The following is a 17182-nucleotide window of genomic DNA, read 5'->3' as shown; positions in this document are numbered from 1 at the left end:
CGCTAGCTCCCAGCCCTGACCCTTGTGCACGGCGCGCGGCGCTCCACCACGGCCCCCTTCATCTGTCTATCTGTCCACCTCGAGCTTAGCTGTGTTTTCGCTCCCGCCCGCAGACCTCGTTCCACCGATACCGGAGAGCGCCGAGATCCAGCTCGAAACTCGAGCGGTCGCTGCGGAGCCGAGACCGAGAACCCGGCCTCGGACACCTGGTTCCGACACCCCGACATCGGCACAAGAGGTTCGCGGCCCGTCTCACCACGCGGCCGTCGGAGCACGGCACGCTCGGGCTCCGGATCGGCCGAGACTTCCCGGTACGGCAAGCCGACGGCGACGGCATCGCCAGCGACCGGATCCTGTGCCGCGTCGTACGCCTGACAGAACGCCGCAGCGACCAGCGCGAGCAGCAGACCGTGGAAGACGCCGTCGGTCGGTGCCATGGTGGCCTGTTCGTTGCGGCCCGGTTCCGGACCGAACACCTTCAGTACGAGGGGCCGCAGCAGCGTGATGCCTGCACAGGTGATCGTCACCACCATGCCGGTGACGATCAGGAATCCGATCCGGACGGGCGAGCCGTCGAGCCAGGCCGACATGCGAACTCCCAAGGCGTGCACGGTGATACGGACCAGCGGGGAGATGCGGCGAGTGGCACGATGCACGGCAGCGGCGTTGCGGTCCGTACTCCGCGTGTCGGATGGATTCCGGTGCGGATTGGTCCGCTCGGCGCTCCGTTGCCGCATCGTTACGGGCTGTTTGCTGCCACGTCGTCTTCCGCGATTCCGCCACCATCGCGTTCGCGGCGTGCCTATCATCGAAGTGCTGGATCGCACTGTCGCGCTAATCAATTCGCTCGAGTGTCCGGTTTCTGCAGGCATCTGTCGCCTGCCGCATCTCCCGTACCCAAAACGCCCCCCGATGTCGTGTGGCAATCTCGAGGTGAGGACCGCAGCATGACCATTGAACTGCCGGTAAGTACCGACAACCACGTCCGTAAAACCCTGTCCACCACCGCCGCTCACCAACTCGCGCACACCACCAAATCCGAACCGCAGATGCAGGGCATCAGCTCGCGCTGGCTGACTCGGGCACTGCCGTGGGTGCAGGTGCACGGTGGCATCTACCGGGTCAACCGACGTCTGACCCACACCCTCGGCAACGGCGAGGTGGAGTTCGCCATCGACGGCGGGCAGGCCCGCGTCATCCCGCTGGAGCTGCAGGAACTGCCGCCGTTGCGCGGCTTCGAGGACGAGGAGGTCCTGCGCGCGCTGGCCCAGCGTTTCGAGCAGCGAGATCTCGAACCCGGTACTGTCCTGGCCGAATTCGGCAATCCGATGGACCAGGTGCTGCTGGTCGTGCACGGCAAACTCAGCAAGATCGGCACCGGCGACTATGGCGAGACGACCAAGCTCGGCATGCTCGCCGACGGCGACTACTTCGGTGACGCCATGCTCACCGACCCCAATGCGATCTGGCCGGTGACCGTCCGGACCGCGACGCACACCACCCTGCTGTCCCTGCCGCGCGCCGCATTGGACCAGATCAGCGAGGAGATCCCCGCGCTGCGTGAACAGCTCGACCGGATCGCCGCGACACCGGCCAAGGCGCAGAACAAACACGGCGAGGCCGAGATCGAGATCTCCTCGGGGCACGCGGGCGAGCCGCTGCTGCAGGGTACGTTCGTGGACTACGACGCGTCGCCGCGGGAATACGAATTGAGTTTGGCCCAAAGCGTTCTGCGCGTGCACAGTCGCGTCGCGGATCTGTTCAACGAGCCGCACAACCAGATCGAGCAGCAGCTGCGGCTGACCATCGAGGCGCTGTACGAACGGCGCGAGAACGATCTGGTCAACAACCCGGATTTCGGTCTGCTCAACAACTGTGACCTCAAACAACGCATCTACACCGAGCACGGCGCACCCACCCCGGACGACATGGACGAGCTGCTGAGCATGCGCCGGAGCACGAAACTCTTTCTGGCACATCCGAAGGCGATCGCCGCGTTCGGCCGCGAGTGCAACAAGCGCGGGCTGTACCCGGACCCGGTGGAGATCAACGGGCACCGCGTTCCGTCCTGGCGCGGCGTGCCGATCTACCCGTGCGGCAAGATTCCGGTGAGCGAGAACCAGACCACCTCGATCCTGGCCATGCGCACCGGCGAGCAGGAGCAGGGCGTCATCGGCCTGCACCAGACCGGAATTCCCGACGAGTACGAGCCGAGCCTGAACGTCCGCTTCAAGGGCATCGATGATCAGTCGATCATCTCCTACCTGATCAGCTGCTATTACTCCACGGCGGTCCTGGTGCCGGACGCGCTGGGCATCCTGGACAACGTCCTGGTCGCCCGGCAGAGCGACTGACGAAAGGTCCTGCCATGTCGGTGCTCTCACGCGCCGCGGCTCCTGCGGCCACCTCCGAGGTGGCCGCGGTGATCGCGACTCTGCTCGGTAATCTGGACAACGCTCCCCCGGCCACACCGACGTGGTCGGAGAAGCCCGAAACCGCACTCCCCCAGCCCGATTCGAATCCACTGACCGCGATTACCACGGGGACCACACCGGTACGCCTGCTCGGTCCGGCCGGGCTCGGCGCGGCGGGCCTGCTGCTCACCCCGCCGTCCGCGGATGAATTCATCTCCGACACCTCGGCCTCCGGCCTCGGTGCCGAATCGACCGCTGCCAGAGAGAAATCCCCAGCTCGTCCCGATGGGCGAGCGGTCCCGGAGTACCGGACCCCCGCGAGGTCGCGGCCACGAATCCCCCTCGGGCCTACCGGAATCGGTACGGCATCGACCCGCATCCCCCCTTTCCGGGCCGGCGCACCGGGATCGCCGATTCTGCCGATCCGCGACGACCCGCTATCCGGATTGCCCGGTAGCACCACCGATTCGGGCTTGTCGCGAATCCCGGGAACGGATGCGACCAGCGTCTCGCCGGAGCGTCACGACGCGGCACCCGGCGCCCCGACCGAATCCGGACCGCAGGCACGAGCGCCGATCCCGGCGCTGTACTGTCCGCCCCCGGTCCGCGACGATCCGGCCCTCGCCGAGGCCGTCAACGAGGGAATCCTGTTGTGGGCCCGAACGATCGGGCTCTACGAGGGACGCCTGGACGACCTCCGCAAGGCCGATTTCGGAAGGCTCATCATGCTGGCGCATCCGGATTGCGACGATCCGGATCGTCTGCTCGCGGTGGCGAAATGCGCGGTGTCGGAGTGGTCCGTCGACGACTACTACTGCGAGGAGGACGCCGACGACCAGGCACCCGACGGCACTCCCTCCAGCGCGGAGGCCGAACTCGGCCCGAGGCTGGAAATGGCTGCCGCGGTGATGGATCCGGTACATCTACCGGCCGAATATCAGATGCAGCTCGAACGGGCACTGGAGGCCGATCCGATCCTGCGGGCCTTCCGCACCTCGTTCGACCATCTCGCGCAATTCGCCACGCCGGCTCAGGTGGCGCGGCTGCGCACCGAGGTCGCCGGCTGGTTCATCGCACTGACCGCCGAGGCCGGATGGCGTGCCGCACACCGGATGCCACCGGTGTGGGAGTACCTGGCCAACCGGCAGCCGCACAGTTTCCTGCCCTGTATGGCACCCATCGACGCGGTCGGCGGCTACGAACTCGGAGCCGCCGAATACGCCGATCCCCGGGTGCGGCGGGTGGTGACCACCGCCGCACTGGCCGCTCAGATGGTCAACGATCTGTATTCGATGGCCCGCGAGGATCTGTCCGACGGCCGGGAGTTCAATCTGCCGACCGTGCTGGCCGCCGAACAGCACTGCACGCGCCACGAGGCGATCCTGCAGACCGCCGAGGTGCACGACGAGCTGATGCATCGTTTCGAACGCGAGGCCGGGATCCTCGCGGCGAACGGCTCACCGGCTCTGCACCGCTTCCTGAGCGGACTGTGGGCATGGATGGGCGGTAGCCGTGCCTGGCATGCCGCCAGCCGCCGGTACAACGACATCTCCTGATCCACCCCGACGCCGCGTATCCGGCGCGATGAGTACTGCCCGCAGCACCAACGATCGAGAGGACTGATTCGTCATGACCACGCTCGACCCCCAGACCGATGGCGTACTGCAGACCAGCTACCAGCGTTCGGTGGCGGCATATTGGAACGACAATCCCAACGATGATCGCGTGAACCTCAAATTGGGCGAGGTCGACGGTCTCTATCACCACCACTACGGCATCGGCGAACCGGATCTGTCCGTCCTGGAGGGCCCCGAGGACACCCGCCAGGACCGGATCGTGCGGGAACTGCATCGGCTCGAAACCGCCCAGGCGGATCTGCTGCTGGACAATCTCGGCGATGTGCGTCCCGGTGACCGGCTGATGGATGGCGGATCGGGCCGCGGCGGCACCAGCATCATGGCCAATCAGCGGTTCGGCTGCCGGGTGGACGGGGTGACGATCTCCGAATACCAGGTGGGCTTCGCCAATGAGCAGGCCCAGCAGCGCGGGGTGGCGGACCGGGTGCAGTTCCACTTCCGCAACATGCTCGACACCGGTTTCGACGCGCGGTCCATGCGCGGCATCTGGACCAACGAAACCGATATGTACGTCGAGCTGCCGGATCTGTTCAGCGAATTCGCGCGGCTGCTCGAACCGGGCGGGCGCTATGTGTGCATCACCGGCTGCTCCAACGATGTGACCGGCGGCCGGTCGGCGGCGGTGAGCTGGATCGACGCTCATTACGGATGCATGATCCACCCGCGCAGCGAGTACTTCCGGGCGATGGCGGCGAACAATCTGGTGCCGATCGCCGTGACCGACCTCACCGCGGCCACCATTCCGTACTGGGAGTTGCGCACCCATTCCGAGCTGGCCACCGGCGTGGAGAAGCCGTTCCTGACCTCGTACAAGGAGGGCAGCTTCCAGTACCTGTTGATTGCCGCCGATAAGGTGGGGCGGTGACCGCCGCACCAGAAGACAGCGCCGGAGCACCGCCGATCGACCGTGAGGCCCTGCTCGTCGAGCTCGTGGACGAGCAGGGCCGGGCGACCGGCTCGTGCCCGGTGGGGCAGGCGCATACCGCGCCCGGACGGCTGCACCGGGCGTTCTCGGTACTGCTGTTCGACGCGGCGGGCCGGATGCTGTTGCAGCAGCGGGCCGCGGTCAAGACCCGCTTCCCGCTGCTGTGGTCGAACACCTGCTGCGGGCATCCCGCGCCCGGTGAGTCGGTCACCCGGGCCGCGGCGGTGCGGCTGGGCGAGGAGTTCGGGATCGCGGCCGAGCTGACCGAGGTCGGGGTGTTCCGGTATCAGGCGGACGATCCGGCGACCGGCCGGGTCGAACACGAATGGGATCACGTCGTGGTGGGCCGATTCGACGGTGTTCCGCCGGATCCCGATCCCGCGGAGATCGCCGATCACGCCTGGTTGTATCCGGCCGATCTGCGTACCGCACTCGAATCCGAACCTGCTCGCTACACCCCGTGGCTGCCGGGCGTCCTGGCGATCACCCATCCGCCCGTCGGCAGTCTGCGCGACTGATATCGGACGGATTTTCCGAGGGACGAACTACGTCGGAACGCGGGAGGGGCGGCTCCCGCGAACCCATTCTTCCCCGGTCGATGCGCACGCCCACGGGTGCGTCGTCTGGCAGCATGGCCGCCATGGACCGGATCGGGCTGGATCGAATCGAGGCGGCGGCGAAGCTGGTGGGCCCCGCGGTGCGGCGGACACCGTTGATCGCCGCGCGGGTGCTGGCCGAACGCACCGGCGTCGAGGTTCGGCTCAAATGTGAGAATCTGCAGCGCACCGGATCGTTCAAACCGCGCGGCGCGTACAACCGGATCGCGAATCTGCCCGAGACCGAACGCGGACGCGGAGTCGTCGCGGCCAGTGCGGGTAATCATGCGCAAGGGGTGGCGTGGGCGGCGTCGACCCTGGGCATCGACTCGACGGTCTTCATGCCGATCGGCGCCTCGCTGCCGAAGCTGGCCGCCACCCGCGCCTATGGCGCGACCGTTCATCAGGCGGGCGAGACGGTCGACCAATCCCTTGTGGCGGCAGAGGAATTCGCCGAGCAAACCGGTGCGACGCTGATCCACCCGTTCGATCATCCCGATATCGTGGCCGGACAGGCGACCGTCGGACTCGAACTGCTCGAGCAGATGCCCGACGTGCAGACGGTCATCGTGCCCACCGGTGGAGGCGGACTGCTCGCGGGCGTGGCCGTCGCGCTCGAGCACCTGGCTCCGCACGTGCGGGTGGTGGGCGTGCAGGCGGCGCGAGCCGCGGCCTGGCCCGCCTCACTCGCGGCCGGAGCGCCGGTGGCGCTGGACGGGATGTCGACCATGGCCGACGGCATCGCGGTCGGGCGGCCCGGTGATGTGCCCTTCGCCCACGTGGCCGACCGTGTTTCGCGGATCGTCACGGTGGACGAGGACGCGATCTCCCGGGCGATGCTGCTGTGTATGGAGCGCGCCAAACTGATCGTCGAACCCGCGGGCGCGGCAGCGGTCGCGGCGATGATGACCTATCCCCCGGCCGAGCTCGACATCACCGGCCCGGTCTGCGCGATCCTGTCCGGCGGCAATGTCGACCCGTTGCTGTTGACCCGATTGATCGGCCACGGCCTCGGTGCGGCGGGGCGCTACCTCGTTCTGCGCGTGACGATTTCGGATCGGCCGGGCAGCCTGGGACGACTGCTGGCCGAGATCGGCGGGACAGGCGCGAGCGTCTTCGAGATCACCCACTCGCGGGCCGGGGCCTGGCTGGCGGTGGACGAGGCCGAGGTCTCACTCACCCTGGAGACCCGCGGCCCCACCCATCGCGACGAGGTGATCGATGCGCTGACCGGCACCGGATACGCTGTGCGCGTGCAGGATTGAGATCCGCTCGAATCAGCACCTGCTCTTGTAGAAATACTTCGAGTTCGCATCCATATCGGCCTGGGTGATGGACACCATGTCGGTCTGGACGTGCCGGGTCACCGGTTTGCCCTCGAGGGCGGCGGCGGCCTGATCCACGCCGTCGACGCCGATCGTGGCCGGATCCTGGGCGATCAGCGCCTGGATCGTGCCGTTGCGCAGATCCTCCACCTGCTGCGGGCTGGCATCGAAGCCGACGATCTTCACCTGCCCGAGTTTGCCCGCATTGCGCAGGCCGGTCGCGGCGCCCTCGGCCGAACTCAGGTTGGTGGCGAAGATTCCGGCCAGATCCGGATGCGCGGCCAAGGTGGCGGTCACGATCGAGGCGGCCTGGGCGGCGTCGTTGTTGTTGTACTGCACGCCCAGTGAACTCATCCCGGGATGGTTCTTCAGCTCGTCGGCGAAGCCCTGCGCGCGTTGATCGGTCGTGGAGGTGCCCGCCTTGGTGTTGATCACCAACATGGATCCCTTGTCCCCCACCAGTTTCGCGAGCGTCTGCGCGGCCAGCTGACCGCCCTTGACGTTGTCCGAGGAGATCGAGGAGACCGCGATCGAGGTGTCGTCCAGGGCGGTGTCCACCTCGACGATCTTGATTCCGGCATTCTCGGCCTGCTTGATCGGCGCGGCCATCGCCGTGGCATGGGTCGGGGCGATCAGGATCGCGCCGGGTTTGGTGGCGATGACGCCGGTGACGATCGGCGTCTGCAGCGAGGCGTCGAATTGGGTGGGGGCCTGGGTGTTCAGTGAATATCCCAGCTTCTTCGCCTCGGTCTGCGCGCCGCACTGCATCGAGATGTAGAACGGCTCGTTGGCCACGCCCGGGATGAGCACGAGTTTCTTGGCGTCGGCGCCACCGGAATCACCGACCTTGCCGCCACATCCGGCCAGCACTGCCGCAGCCGTCACCATCACGCCTGCCAGTACGGCGGCCCGTCGCACGGTTCTCATCTCCGCCCTCACCTTCATTCATCCTGTGTTACTTGCGATCCCGCGCCTTTCGACGCAACTGGTCGAACCAGACGGCGGCCACCAGGACGATGCTCACGGCGATCGGCTGCCAGAACACCGGCACTCCGGCGATGACGAATCCCTTGCGCAGCACCGACGGAATGAATACGCCGATCACGGTGCCGACTATCGTTCCGGTTCCGCCGAACAGGCTGGTGCCGCCGATGACGACACCGGCGATGGCGTCCAGATTGTCGGTGCCGTGCCCGGCGATGGTGGTGGTGCCGAAGTAGGCGAGGTTCATGAATCCGGCCAGCCCGGAGAGCAATCCGGTCATCAGGTACACCAGGATCAGATGCCGCGTGACGCCGATGCCCGAACGTCGCGCGGCCTCGGCATTGGAGCCGATCGCGTAGGTGTAGCGGCCGAACCGGGTGGTGTGCAGCAGCCACGCGCCGAACAGCGTGACCACCAGCGCGACCAGCACCAGATCCGGCACGCCGCCGAGCAGGGTGCCGAAACCCAGTGAGTCGCGCAGATTCTCGGGCACGGTGCGGGTGTCCACGCCGCCGGTGATGAGCTGGGCCGCGCCGAGGGCCGCACCGAAGGAACCAAGGGTGACGATCAGCGGCGGAATCTTGGCCCGCGCCACCAGAACCCCGTTGATCAGACCCCAGAGTGCGCCCCCGGCAAGGGAGATCACGAATCCGGCCGCGATGATCCCCCAGCCGGCATGGCTCGCGTCCTGCCCCGGACTGAGCCACTCCATGGTCTTCGAACCCAGGACTCCGGAGAAGATCAGCACCATGCCGACCGACAGGTCGATGCCCGCGGTGATGATCACGAAGGTCATCCCGATCGAGAGCACCAGCAGCACCGAGGTCTCGATCAGCAGGGTCTGCAGGGTGAACCGGGTGGGGAACGCATCGGGCCGGGCGATGCTGAACGCCACGTACAGCACGATCAGCACCAGGCCGATCCACACCGTGCTGACACCCGAAATGCGCTGCCACAGCCTGCGTTCGGGAAGCTCCGCGGTCTCCACTGTCATGCCGCGTCCTCGGTGTTCAATGCCCCGGTCATCGCGCCGACCAGTTGTCCGAGGGTGGCCTCGGAGTCGAACCGCGCCACGCGGCGGCCCAGCCGCAGCACCTCGATCCGGTCGGCGACCGACAGCACCTCGGGCATGTTGTGACTGATCAGCACGACCGCGATGCCCTGATCACGCACCCGGCCGATGACCTCGAGCACGCGTTCGCGCTGCACCACGCCCAGTGCGGCGGTCGGCTCGTCCATGAACACCACCTTGCTGGCCCACATCACCGCCCGCGCCACCGCGACGGTCTGCCGCTGACCTCCCGAGAGCGCCCCGATCGGCACGTCGTCCCGGGGCAGGGTCACTCCGAGACGCCGAAAGTGTTCGGCTGCCTGCGTTTTCATGGTCTTGCGATCGAGCATCCCGATCCGCCCGCGAATCCCGCGCCGGAACAGCTCGCGTCCCAGGAACAGATTCGCCGCCGGATCCAGATCGGGAGCGACGGCGAGATCCTGATAGACGGTCTCCACCCCCAACCGGCGGGCCGCGACCGGCGATCCCATCCGCACCGGCTCACCGTCGAGCAGAATGCGCCCGCCGTCGGGCTGCTCCGCACCCGAAAGGCATTTCACCAGCGTGGATTTCCCCGCCCCGTTGTCCCCGATCAGTGCGACGACCTCCCCCGCCCGCACCTGAAAGTTGGCCCCGCGCAACGCCTCCACGCCGCCATAGCGTTTGACCAGCCCCTCGGCCTCCAGCACCACGGAAGGCATGGCGATCACCTCGTCGACATCGACCGACCGGCCACCCGGCCCGTCCGCCCGATGTTAACGCTCACCACCCCCACCCACGCCCGAATCACGAAGATTGCATCGCGTAACCGACCGGAACCTACCCGACCTCCCGCAACGGCCGAAACTCGACACTCAACCGAATCCCCAACGCCTCCGCAATCCGTTCCAGCACAGGGCGGGTCAGTTGGCGCGGCCCAGCTCCAGGGCCAGGACGCCGAGGATTACCAGGGCTATTCCGCCCAGTTGGATCAGGCTCAGGGTTTCGCGGAGGAACATTGCGCCGATGGCGGCTACTGCTGCGACGCCTATGGCGGACCAGATGCCGTAGGCGACGGCGATGGACATGCCGCGTTTCAGGGCCTGGGAGAGGAAGAAGAAGGCGGCCAGGTATCCGATGACGACGACGATCGAGGGCGCCAGGCGGGTGAAGCCCTCGGACAGTTTGAGCGATACCGTCGCCGAGACCTCGGACACGATCGCGAGCGCGAGCAGCAGAAACGTCATTGGCGGAGGATATCCGGGATCATCGGCGAGTGAATTTCGACCGCCTCGGATCCGCGCCTCACCTGCCGGTTCCGGCGGCCGGGTCGGAGCGGGTCGGGCGCACGACGGGGCCGGTGTGCCGCGGGGTGGCGCGGTGGGCGGCCGACGCCGCGCGCAGGGGGGACGAATACTGTTGCGGCGATTGCTGATCGGACGCGGTGACCGAGGCGCGGGGGGCGGCCGTCGGGCGGTCCCGGTCGCGGCTCCGGTCCACCTCGATATCGCGTTCCAGGGTGACCACGAGATTGCGTTCGGCGCGATCCTCCGGCCAGTCGTGATCCTTGCTGTGAATCACCTGACGCTCGACATTGCCGTCGGTGATCCAATCATCGATGATGAGGCGAATATTCGACCGCCACGAGCCGTCGACCCAATGCTGTAGCAGTAACTCCCAACTCTCCTCGTCGATCCCGCAGGACGCACCCGGCGTACCCGGGAGCACGGCCGCATAGGTGTGGCTCTGGTCGCCGACCCGGACCGCCACGCGCTGCGGCCACAGGGCCTCGACCGAGGTGACGGTGATCCGGCAGGGACCGCGGTAGTCAGGCACGAAAAGCCCTCATTCGCGGGTGAATTCGGGCTGCTGCAGATCACGGACGCGGGTGTGCCGACCCAGCAGGGCCACCTCGCGGAACTGGTAGAGGATCGCACCGGTGGGAGCGTGGATCCGCATCCGCTCGCGCAGCGGCATATTCAGCAGCCGCACCCCGGCCGGGGTCGTCGTCCAGCCCGGCAGATCGTCGCCGACCAGGCGTTCCAGGGTGACATCATGAACCGAATCGACCTCGTCGGGGTTGGGATCCAGCCGCGCGGGTGCGGCAGTCACCGCGATGAACGGGGTCATCACGAATCCGGAGTCGGTGACGAAATCATCCAGCACACCGACCACATCGGACTCGGCCAGGTCCAGGCCGATCTCCTCCCGAACCTCCCGCAGCCCGGCCGCCACCGCACGCTCACCGGGCTCGATCTTGCCGCCGGGAAATGCCCACTGACCACTGTTCATCCCGCGATACGCCCGCCGGATCAGCAGTGCGTGCGGCTCGTCGGGATCGTCCACGACGCAGATCACCACGGCCGCGGCGCGCCCACCCGTGGCGGCGATCCGGGTGAATCCGGCCATGTTGCCGCGAATCCGATCGGCGACAGCAGAATTCGTCATACCCCGGCGCCCCGGCCGACACACAGCTCGACAACCACGGCTGCTCCCTTCGTCACAGCCACAGTACGTCGACCGCTGCCGGCCGCGCCCCGCGAGCCTCACTCATCGAGTCTGCGGCGCGGAACCTTCCACTGGGTGGACCCGACGACACCCGAGCCTCAGCCCAACCAGGTACGGGCCTCGGTGGCGGAGCGGCGGACCTCGTCGAGCTGCTCGGCGACCCGGATCCCGGCGGTGCCGCCGCGGGCGTTGCGGGAGGCGATCGAACCCTCGACGGTGAGCACCTCGCGAACCTGCGGCGTCAGCGCCGGGTCCACGGCGGCGAATTCGGCGTCGGTGAGCTCGTCCAGGCCCACGGCGCGGGACTCCGCGGCCCGGACGCAGGCGCCGGCCGCCTCGTGCGCGACACGGAACGGAACGCCCTGGCGGACAAGCCATTCGGCGATGTCGGTGGCGAGGGTGTAACCGGCGGGAGCCAATTCGGCCATCCGGTCGGTGTGGAAGGTCAACGTGGACACCAGACCGGCGATGGCCGGCAGCAGCAGCTCCAGCTGGGCCACCGAATCGAACAGGGGTTCCTTGTCCTCCTGCAGATCCCGGTTGTACGCCAGCGGTTGCGCCTTGAGCGTGGCCAGCAGACCGGTCAGATTGCCGATCAGCCGGCCCGCCTTACCCCTGGTCAGCTCGGAGACGTCCGGATTCTTCTTCTGCGGCATGATCGACGATCCGGTGGACCAGGCGTCGGCCAGGGTGATGTAGCCGAATTCCGGTGTGCTCCACAGGATGATCTCCTCGGCCATCCGGGACAGATCCACCGCGGTCATGGCCAGGACGAAGGCGGCCTCGGCGGCGAAATCACGCGAGGAGGTGGCATCGATCGAATTGGCCGCGGCCGCATCGAAATCCAGATCGGCGGCGATCGCCTCGGGATCCAGTCCCAGCGAGGAACCCGCCAGCGCGCCCGAACCGTACGGGGAGATCGCGGCGCGCTTGTCGAAATCGCGCAGCCGATCGATATCGCGCAGCAGCGGATGAGCGTGCGCGAGCAGGTGATGCGCCAGCAGCACCGGCTGCGCGGCCTGCAGGTGGGTCTTACCGGGCATGACCGCCTCCGGATGCGCGGCGGCCTGCGCGACCAGCGCGTCCACCACGTCCACCACCCCGGCCGCGACGCGACGTACCGCATCGCGCAACCACATCCGGAACAGCGTGGCCACCTGGTCGTTGCGGGAGCGTCCCGCGCGCAGGCGTCCGCCGAGTTCGGCGCCGACCCGTTCGATGAGCCCGCGTTCGAGCGCGCCGTGCACGTCCTCGTCGGCCTCGGCGGGGGTGAACGCGCCCGAATCCACGTCCGCGGCAAGGCGATCCAGCCCTGCCAGCATCGCGGTCAGATCGTCGGCGGACAGCAGACCGGCCTTGTGCAGCACGCGCGCATGCGCTTTCGACGCGCGCACGTCGTAAGGTGCCAGCACCCAGTCGAATTGGGTCGACTTGCTCAGCGCCGCCATCGCCGCGGCGGGGCCGGACGCGAACCGCCCACCCCACAGCGCCCCTTCGTTGGTGCTGCCGCCATCGGTCATCGGTCGTGCTCTCCTCACCCGCGCATCGCGGTCGTCGGTGCCGTGGCGCTCAGGGGCGCACGGCCGTCATCAGGATGTGGTTGTGCAAGATCTCGCGCACTTCGTCGGGTACCTTGCGACCACGCTCGGTCAGTACCGCGACCGGATCGGAGGCGCTGACCGTCCAGCCGTGCTCGGCGAACCAGTCGCGAGGGTCGGTGCGGTCGTCCGAGGAATACCAGAGGTTCTCCACGTCGAGCCGAATCCCGACCTGCGCCATCATCTTCTCTCGCGCGGCGCGGATCTCGGGGTTCAGCGTCCGCTGCCCCTGTCCCATGTTCAGGGCGATCGTGCTGCCCGGAGCACTGAGTTCGGCGATGTTGTCGAACAGCCGGTCCTGCGCCTCCCCGGGCAGGTAGCGCAGCAACCCCTCGGCCAGCCAGGCAGTGGGCCGCGCCGGATCGAAGCCGCTGTCGCGCAACGCTTTCGGCCAGTCCTGACGCAGGTCGATCGCCACCGCGCGACGATCCGCGGCAGGCTGCTCCGCCGCGAGCGCGGTTGCCTTGAACTCCAGAACCTTCGGTTGATCCAACTCGAAAAGCACTGTGCCCGAAGCCCATTCGAGTCGATAGGCGCGTGCGTCCAGACCCGCCGCCAGGATGACGATCTGCCGGATCCCGGCCGCGCCCGCCGCGCCGAAGTACTCGTCGATATACACCGTGCGGGCGGTCATCATGGCGTTCAGCGGACCGTACAACCGGCTGTGTTCGGGATCGGTGTCCACCTGCGCGCGGATGATCTTGTCCCACCCGGACCCGACCGCCTCGACCAGCCGGGCGGCATAGGGGTCCCGGAACAGCGCGTCGGCACGCGCGGTCTCCCTGGCACGCATCGCCGCGACGCCCACGGCCGTCGCGCCCACGCTCTCGGTGATGTCCCAGCTGTCGTCGTCGGTACGCATCGGATCCTCCTGTCGGCCAACCCTTTCGCGCGAAAACCGCCTCGCGAGCGCGACACCCGGCAGCGAACACGCGTCCGCGGCCGGTCACCGTCGCGACACACGAATTCCGCCTCGCGCGACGGCCGGGCGAGATCACCCGGCCGATCGCAGGCTACTCCTGCTTCCTGGGGACGCCGCCGGGGCCGAGCCGTTACTTCTTGAACAGATCCCGGCGCGCGGCGACCTTGGAGGACAGGCCGTGGATCTGCACGAACCCCTTGGCCAGCGACTGGTCGAAGGAATCGCCCTCGTCGTAGGTGGCCAGGTTGAAGTCGTACAGCGACTCCTCGCTGCGGCGGCCGTTCACCACGACGTTGCCGCCGTGCAGCACCATGCGGATATCGCCGGTGACATGCTCCTGGGTGTCCCGCACGAACGCGTCCAGGGCCCGCTTGAGCGGGGAGTACCACAGGCCGTCGTAGGCCAGCTCGCCCCAGCGCTGCTCGACCTGCCGCTTGTACCGGCCCAGCTCGCGCTCCAGGGTGACGTTCTCCAGCGCCTGATGCGCGGTGATCAGCGCGATCGCGCCCGGAGCCTCGTAGATCTCGCGGCTCTTGATGCCGACCAGCCGGTCCTCGACCATGTCGAGGCGGCCCACGCCCTGGCGGCCCGCGCGCCGGTTCAGCTCCACGATCGCCTCGAGCACGGTGACCTGGCGGCCGTCGATGGCCACGGGCACACCCTTGTCGAAGCTGACGACCAGCTCGTCGGGGGCCTCGAAGTTGATGGTCGGATCGACGGTGTAGTCGTAGACGTCCTTGGTCGGGGCGTTCCACAGATCCTCGAGGAAGCCGGTCTCGACCGCACGACCCCAGACGTTCTGGTCGATGGAGAACGGCGACTTCTTGGTGACGTTGATCGGGAGCTTGTTCTCCTCGGCGAAGGCGATGGCCTTCTCCCGGGTCCAGGCGTAGTCGCGGACCGGGGCGATGACGTTCAGATCGGGGGCCAGGGCGCCGATGCCGACCTCGAAGCGGACCTGGTCGTTGCCCTTACCGGTGCAGCCGTGCGCGACGGTGCTGGCACCGTGGAACTTCGCGGCCTCCACCAGGTGCTTGACGATCAGCGGGCGGCTGATCGCCGAGACGAGCGGATACTGGCCCTGGTAGAGGGCGTTGGCCTGCACGGTGGGCAGGCAGTAGTCGTCGGCGAACTCGTCGCGCGCGTCCACCACGACCGCTTCGACGGCGCCGCAGTCCAGCGCGCGCTGGCGCACGACGTTCATATCCTCGCCGCCCTGCCCCAGGTCGATCGCGACCGCGACGACCTCGGCCCCGGTCTCCTTGCCGATCCAGCTGATGGCGACGGAGGTGTCCAGCCCGCCGGAGTAGGCGAGTACGACGCGATCGGCCATGTCTGTAACTCCTCGAGTAATTCGTGCGTATCCAAGTCTGTGCGCCCGCGGCGCTCCCACCCCACTCCCCAGGCGGCCCGCACCACGCACAAATGATTATGCATGACGATGCAAGCCCATTCATACCCGGGGGGGAGTGAAACGGGCGACAGGATGCCGACACGGTCGGCGACACTCCGGCTGATCCGGACAATTTGCCGCAAACCCCGATGCGTCCCAACGAGATTGCCGCGTCGACCGGACGCGTGTGCGAGCCTGGAGGGACCAGCAGTCCGGGCGGCAGAAGGGCGGTCCAGATGTTTTCGGGAATCGGGAGTTTCTTCGAGTTGATCGGCGGGGACGTGCTGTCCCTGGGACAGGCCGTCATACAGATCATCGGGGACCTGTTGAATTCGGGCATGAACGGCGGCGGTGGCGGCGGGGTTCCGCCGGGGCAGTACCCGCTCGCCTAGCACTCACCGTGGTCCGGCAGCCGAACCGGCCGCCGGGCCACTGCGCCTCCGCGCGGGTCAGCGCTTTCGGCGTCGATAAGCCGCCGAGACGATCGCCACGACTCCGACCACGATGAGAACCGCACCCAGGTACGTCCACTGGGAGTGGCCGGTCATCGGCGAGCCCTGGACGTTACCGGTGCCCTGCCCGATCCACAGCGCCCCGAGCAGGCACAGCACGACACCAACCACCACACTGATCACACGGCGCACGCTATGTTCCTCCTCGTATCGGGCGACCATGTCCAGTGTGGTCCCGGATGCGCCCGATCGACAGACCCCGGCTAGTGCTCCCGAACGGATGTCTCCGAGGGCAGTTGCGAGGCGTAGATGGTCTGGTGGATGGGCGTGGCGACACCCGCGGCCCGGCCGAACCGGACGACAGCGCCACTCTGGTAGTGCAGTTCCGACGGGCGGCCGGCGGCCAGATCACGCTGCATCGATGCGGTGGTCTCCGGACCGAAACCCGCGTAGACCTTCATCATCCGATCGACGTCGTCCCGATCCAGCGCGATCCCCCGGGCACGGGCCACCTCGAGCACCTCGACCATCGCCGCACGCACCAGCGCGACGGTCTCGGGTTCGGTGGACACGACTCCGACCGGCTGGCGCGCCAGCGCACCGACCCCGCCGTAGGAGGAGATCAGCATCAGCTTGCGCCACAGCGTGGCTTCGATGTCGTTCGTGCGGGTGACCGCGATACCGGCCGGGGTCAGCGCCTCGACCACCGCTTCGACACGTTCGGCCGAATCCGGTGTCAGCGCACCGATTTCCACCGCGGCATGCGCGCCCAGGCAACGCACCGACCAGGGTTCGACACGTTCGGCGATCACCACGCAGGTACAACCCAGGACGCGCTCGACGCCCAGCACCGCGGCCAGATCACTCGCCGCCTCGACCCCGTTCTGCAACGGCAGGATCGTGGTCTCCGGGCCGACGACTGGTTCCAGCGCCTCGGCGACGTCGCGAACCTGCCACGCCTTCACCGCGACGATCACCAGGTCCGCCGGATCACCACCGGGCCGCAACTCGGTGACCACCTGGACGTCGGGTATCGAACTCTCTTCTCCCGCACGCGAAACCAGCAGCGGACCGGCCGCCGCGGCCTCGACGGTCTCCTGCCGCCCGACCACTGTCACCTGATGACCGGCGCGCGCCAGCATCCCGGCGAAGTACAGTCCGATTCCACCCGCCCCGAATACCGTAATGCGCACGAGTCAGGGCCTCCACATCGTCGACAACCGCACGTGATTCATGCGTCCGCATACACTATCGCCGACCGGCCAAGCATTCAATTGGTACCGCAGGTAACGGATTTCACGTTCGAGAGACCGCCGCAGCGGGCACGCGGCGAGTCCGGCCGGTATCCGCTCGTCCGGAGTCCTGCGGAACCCGGATGCCTCCGGTTAGTGTGTGAAC

General features: G+C 67.7%; 18 protein-coding genes. 6 read left to right on the top strand and 12 right to left on the bottom strand.

Annotated elements, in window-relative coordinates; all coding sequences use genetic code 11:
• Positions 1-2: 2 nt before the first annotated feature.
• Entirely contained in the window at positions 3-656 is a 654-nt protein-coding gene (locus ON40_RS48080; RefSeq protein ID WP_157186270.1) for a hypothetical protein, read from the bottom strand.
• A gap of 291 nt (positions 657-947) precedes the next feature.
• Here ON40_RS48080 and ON40_RS11580 point away from each other — a divergent pair, with 291 nt between their 5' ends.
• From ON40_RS11580 to ilvA, 5 genes are all read left to right on the top strand, one after another.
• Positions 948-2354: a family 2B encapsulin nanocompartment shell protein gene (locus tag ON40_RS11580; RefSeq protein WP_040821634.1), complete on the top strand. Its 1407-nt coding sequence runs from the start codon at positions 948-950 to the stop codon at positions 2352-2354.
• 14 nt (positions 2355-2368) lie between these two features.
• Positions 2369-3970, top strand: coding sequence for a family 2 encapsulin nanocompartment cargo protein terpene cyclase (locus tag ON40_RS54490; RefSeq protein WP_051192992.1), 1602 nt, complete (start codon positions 2369-2371; stop codon positions 3968-3970).
• Positions 3971-4043: 73 nt separating this feature from the next.
• Positions 4044-4916, top strand: a complete 873-nt coding sequence (locus ON40_RS11570) for a geranyl diphosphate 2-C-methyltransferase (protein ID WP_040821631.1) — start codon at positions 4044-4046, stop codon at positions 4914-4916.
• Positions 4913-5494 (top strand): isopentenyl-diphosphate Delta-isomerase, encoded by a 582-nt coding sequence (gene idi, locus ON40_RS11565; protein WP_245567763.1) that lies wholly within the window; start codon positions 4913-4915, stop codon positions 5492-5494. Before ON40_RS11570 ends, idi begins: the two co-directional genes overlap by 4 nt.
• A 113-nt stretch (positions 5495-5607) precedes the next feature.
• On the top strand, positions 5608-6837 hold the full coding sequence (ilvA, locus tag ON40_RS11560; protein WP_051192991.1) for a threonine ammonia-lyase: 1230 nt from the start codon (positions 5608-5610) through the stop codon (positions 6835-6837).
• A gap of 12 nt (positions 6838-6849) precedes the next feature.
• On the opposite strand, the gene ON40_RS11555 is transcribed toward ilvA, so the two are convergent.
• The 9 genes from ON40_RS11555 to ON40_RS11515 form a co-directional block, all read right to left on the bottom strand.
• Positions 6850-7824 carry an ABC transporter substrate-binding protein gene (locus tag ON40_RS11555; protein ID WP_051192998.1) on the bottom strand — a complete coding sequence of 325 codons (975 nt, stop codon included), beginning with the start codon at positions 7822-7824 and terminating at the stop codon, positions 6850-6852.
• Between the two features lie 28 nt (positions 7825-7852).
• Positions 7853-8875 carry an ABC transporter permease gene (locus ON40_RS11550; protein WP_040821629.1) on the bottom strand — a complete coding sequence of 341 codons (1023 nt, stop codon included), beginning with the start codon at positions 8873-8875 and terminating at the stop codon, positions 7853-7855.
• Positions 8872-9633: an ATP-binding cassette domain-containing protein gene (locus tag ON40_RS11545; protein ID WP_040821691.1), complete on the bottom strand. Its 762-nt coding sequence runs from the start codon at positions 9631-9633 to the stop codon at positions 8872-8874. The genes ON40_RS11550 and ON40_RS11545 overlap by 4 nt, the downstream gene beginning before the upstream one ends.
• A 201-nt stretch (positions 9634-9834) precedes the next feature.
• Complete coding sequence (locus tag ON40_RS11540; protein WP_040821627.1) at positions 9835-10158, bottom strand: DMT family transporter; 324 nt, start codon at positions 10156-10158, stop codon at positions 9835-9837.
• A gap of 58 nt (positions 10159-10216) precedes the next feature.
• Positions 10217-10747: a hypothetical protein gene (locus ON40_RS11535; protein ID WP_040821624.1), complete on the bottom strand. Its 531-nt coding sequence runs from the start codon at positions 10745-10747 to the stop codon at positions 10217-10219.
• Between the two features lie 9 nt (positions 10748-10756).
• Complete coding sequence (locus ON40_RS11530; protein WP_040821621.1) at positions 10757-11359, bottom strand: NUDIX hydrolase; 603 nt, start codon at positions 11357-11359, stop codon at positions 10757-10759.
• A 158-nt stretch (positions 11360-11517) separates the two neighbouring features.
• A complete protein-coding gene (gene argH / locus ON40_RS11525) occupies positions 11518-12939 on the bottom strand; it encodes an argininosuccinate lyase (RefSeq protein WP_040821619.1) in 1422 nt (473 codons plus the stop codon).
• Positions 12940-12988: 49 nt separating this feature from the next.
• Positions 12989-13879, bottom strand: coding sequence for a class I SAM-dependent methyltransferase (locus tag ON40_RS11520; RefSeq protein WP_040821616.1), 891 nt, complete (start codon positions 13877-13879; stop codon positions 12989-12991).
• A gap of 190 nt (positions 13880-14069) precedes the next feature.
• Entirely contained in the window at positions 14070-15272 is a 1203-nt protein-coding gene (locus ON40_RS11515) for an argininosuccinate synthase (protein WP_040821614.1), read from the bottom strand.
• A gap of 296 nt (positions 15273-15568) precedes the next feature.
• Between ON40_RS11515 and ON40_RS51790 the strand changes: the two genes are divergently transcribed.
• Positions 15569-15724, top strand: coding sequence for a hypothetical protein (locus ON40_RS51790; RefSeq protein WP_157186269.1), 156 nt, complete (start codon positions 15569-15571; stop codon positions 15722-15724).
• A gap of 57 nt (positions 15725-15781) precedes the next feature.
• Here ON40_RS51790 and ON40_RS11510 read toward each other — a convergent pair whose 3' ends face one another.
• Both ON40_RS11510 and ON40_RS11505 read right to left on the bottom strand, forming a co-directional pair.
• Positions 15782-15976 carry a hypothetical protein gene (locus ON40_RS11510; protein ID WP_040821688.1) on the bottom strand — a complete coding sequence of 65 codons (195 nt, stop codon included), beginning with the start codon at positions 15974-15976 and terminating at the stop codon, positions 15782-15784.
• A 71-nt stretch (positions 15977-16047) separates the two neighbouring features.
• Positions 16048-16971 carry a ketopantoate reductase family protein gene (locus tag ON40_RS11505; protein WP_040821686.1) on the bottom strand — a complete coding sequence of 308 codons (924 nt, stop codon included), beginning with the start codon at positions 16969-16971 and terminating at the stop codon, positions 16048-16050.
• Positions 16972-17182 lie beyond the last annotated feature (211 nt).

Source organism: Nocardia jiangxiensis NBRC 101359, from assembly GCF_000308615.1.
Classification (GTDB): domain Bacteria; phylum Actinomycetota; class Actinomycetes; order Mycobacteriales; family Mycobacteriaceae; genus Nocardia; species Nocardia jiangxiensis.
Note: the sequence above shows the minus strand (reverse complement) of the source record. Positions and strands in the feature narration are given on the sequence as shown.

Bases quoted from the DNA above. Each gene is read 5' to 3' on its own strand.
- ON40_RS11580 (WP_040821634.1), top strand. From the start codon at position 948: ATGACCATTGAACTGCCGGTAAGTACCGACAACCACGTCCGTAAAACC.
- ON40_RS54490 (WP_051192992.1), top strand. From the start codon at position 2,369: ATGTCGGTGCTCTCACGCGCCGCGGCTCCTGCGGCCACCTCCGAGGTG.
- ON40_RS11570 (WP_040821631.1), top strand. From the start codon at position 4,044: ATGACCACGCTCGACCCCCAGACCGATGGCGTACTGCAGACCAGCTAC.
- ilvA (WP_051192991.1), top strand. From the start codon at position 5,608: ATGGCCGCCATGGACCGGATCGGGCTGGATCGAATCGAGGCGGCGGCG.
- ON40_RS11555 (WP_051192998.1), bottom strand. From the start codon at position 7,824: ATGAGAACCGTGCGACGGGCCGCCGTACTGGCAGGCGTGATGGTGACG.
- ON40_RS11550 (WP_040821629.1), bottom strand. From the start codon at position 8,875: ATGACAGTGGAGACCGCGGAGCTTCCCGAACGCAGGCTGTGGCAGCGC.
- ON40_RS11545 (WP_040821691.1), bottom strand. From the start codon at position 9,633: ATGCCTTCCGTGGTGCTGGAGGCCGAGGGGCTGGTCAAACGCTATGGC.
- ON40_RS11540 (WP_040821627.1), bottom strand. From the start codon at position 10,158: ATGACGTTTCTGCTGCTCGCGCTCGCGATCGTGTCCGAGGTCTCGGCG.
- ON40_RS11530 (WP_040821621.1), bottom strand. From the start codon at position 11,359: ATGACGAATTCTGCTGTCGCCGATCGGATTCGCGGCAACATGGCCGGA.
- argH (WP_040821619.1), bottom strand. From the start codon at position 12,939: ATGACCGATGGCGGCAGCACCAACGAAGGGGCGCTGTGGGGTGGGCGG.
- ON40_RS11520 (WP_040821616.1), bottom strand. From the start codon at position 13,879: ATGCGTACCGACGACGACAGCTGGGACATCACCGAGAGCGTGGGCGCG.
- ON40_RS11515 (WP_040821614.1), bottom strand. From the start codon at position 15,272: ATGGCCGATCGCGTCGTACTCGCCTACTCCGGCGGGCTGGACACCTCC.
- ON40_RS51790 (WP_157186269.1), top strand. From the start codon at position 15,569: ATGTTTTCGGGAATCGGGAGTTTCTTCGAGTTGATCGGCGGGGACGTG.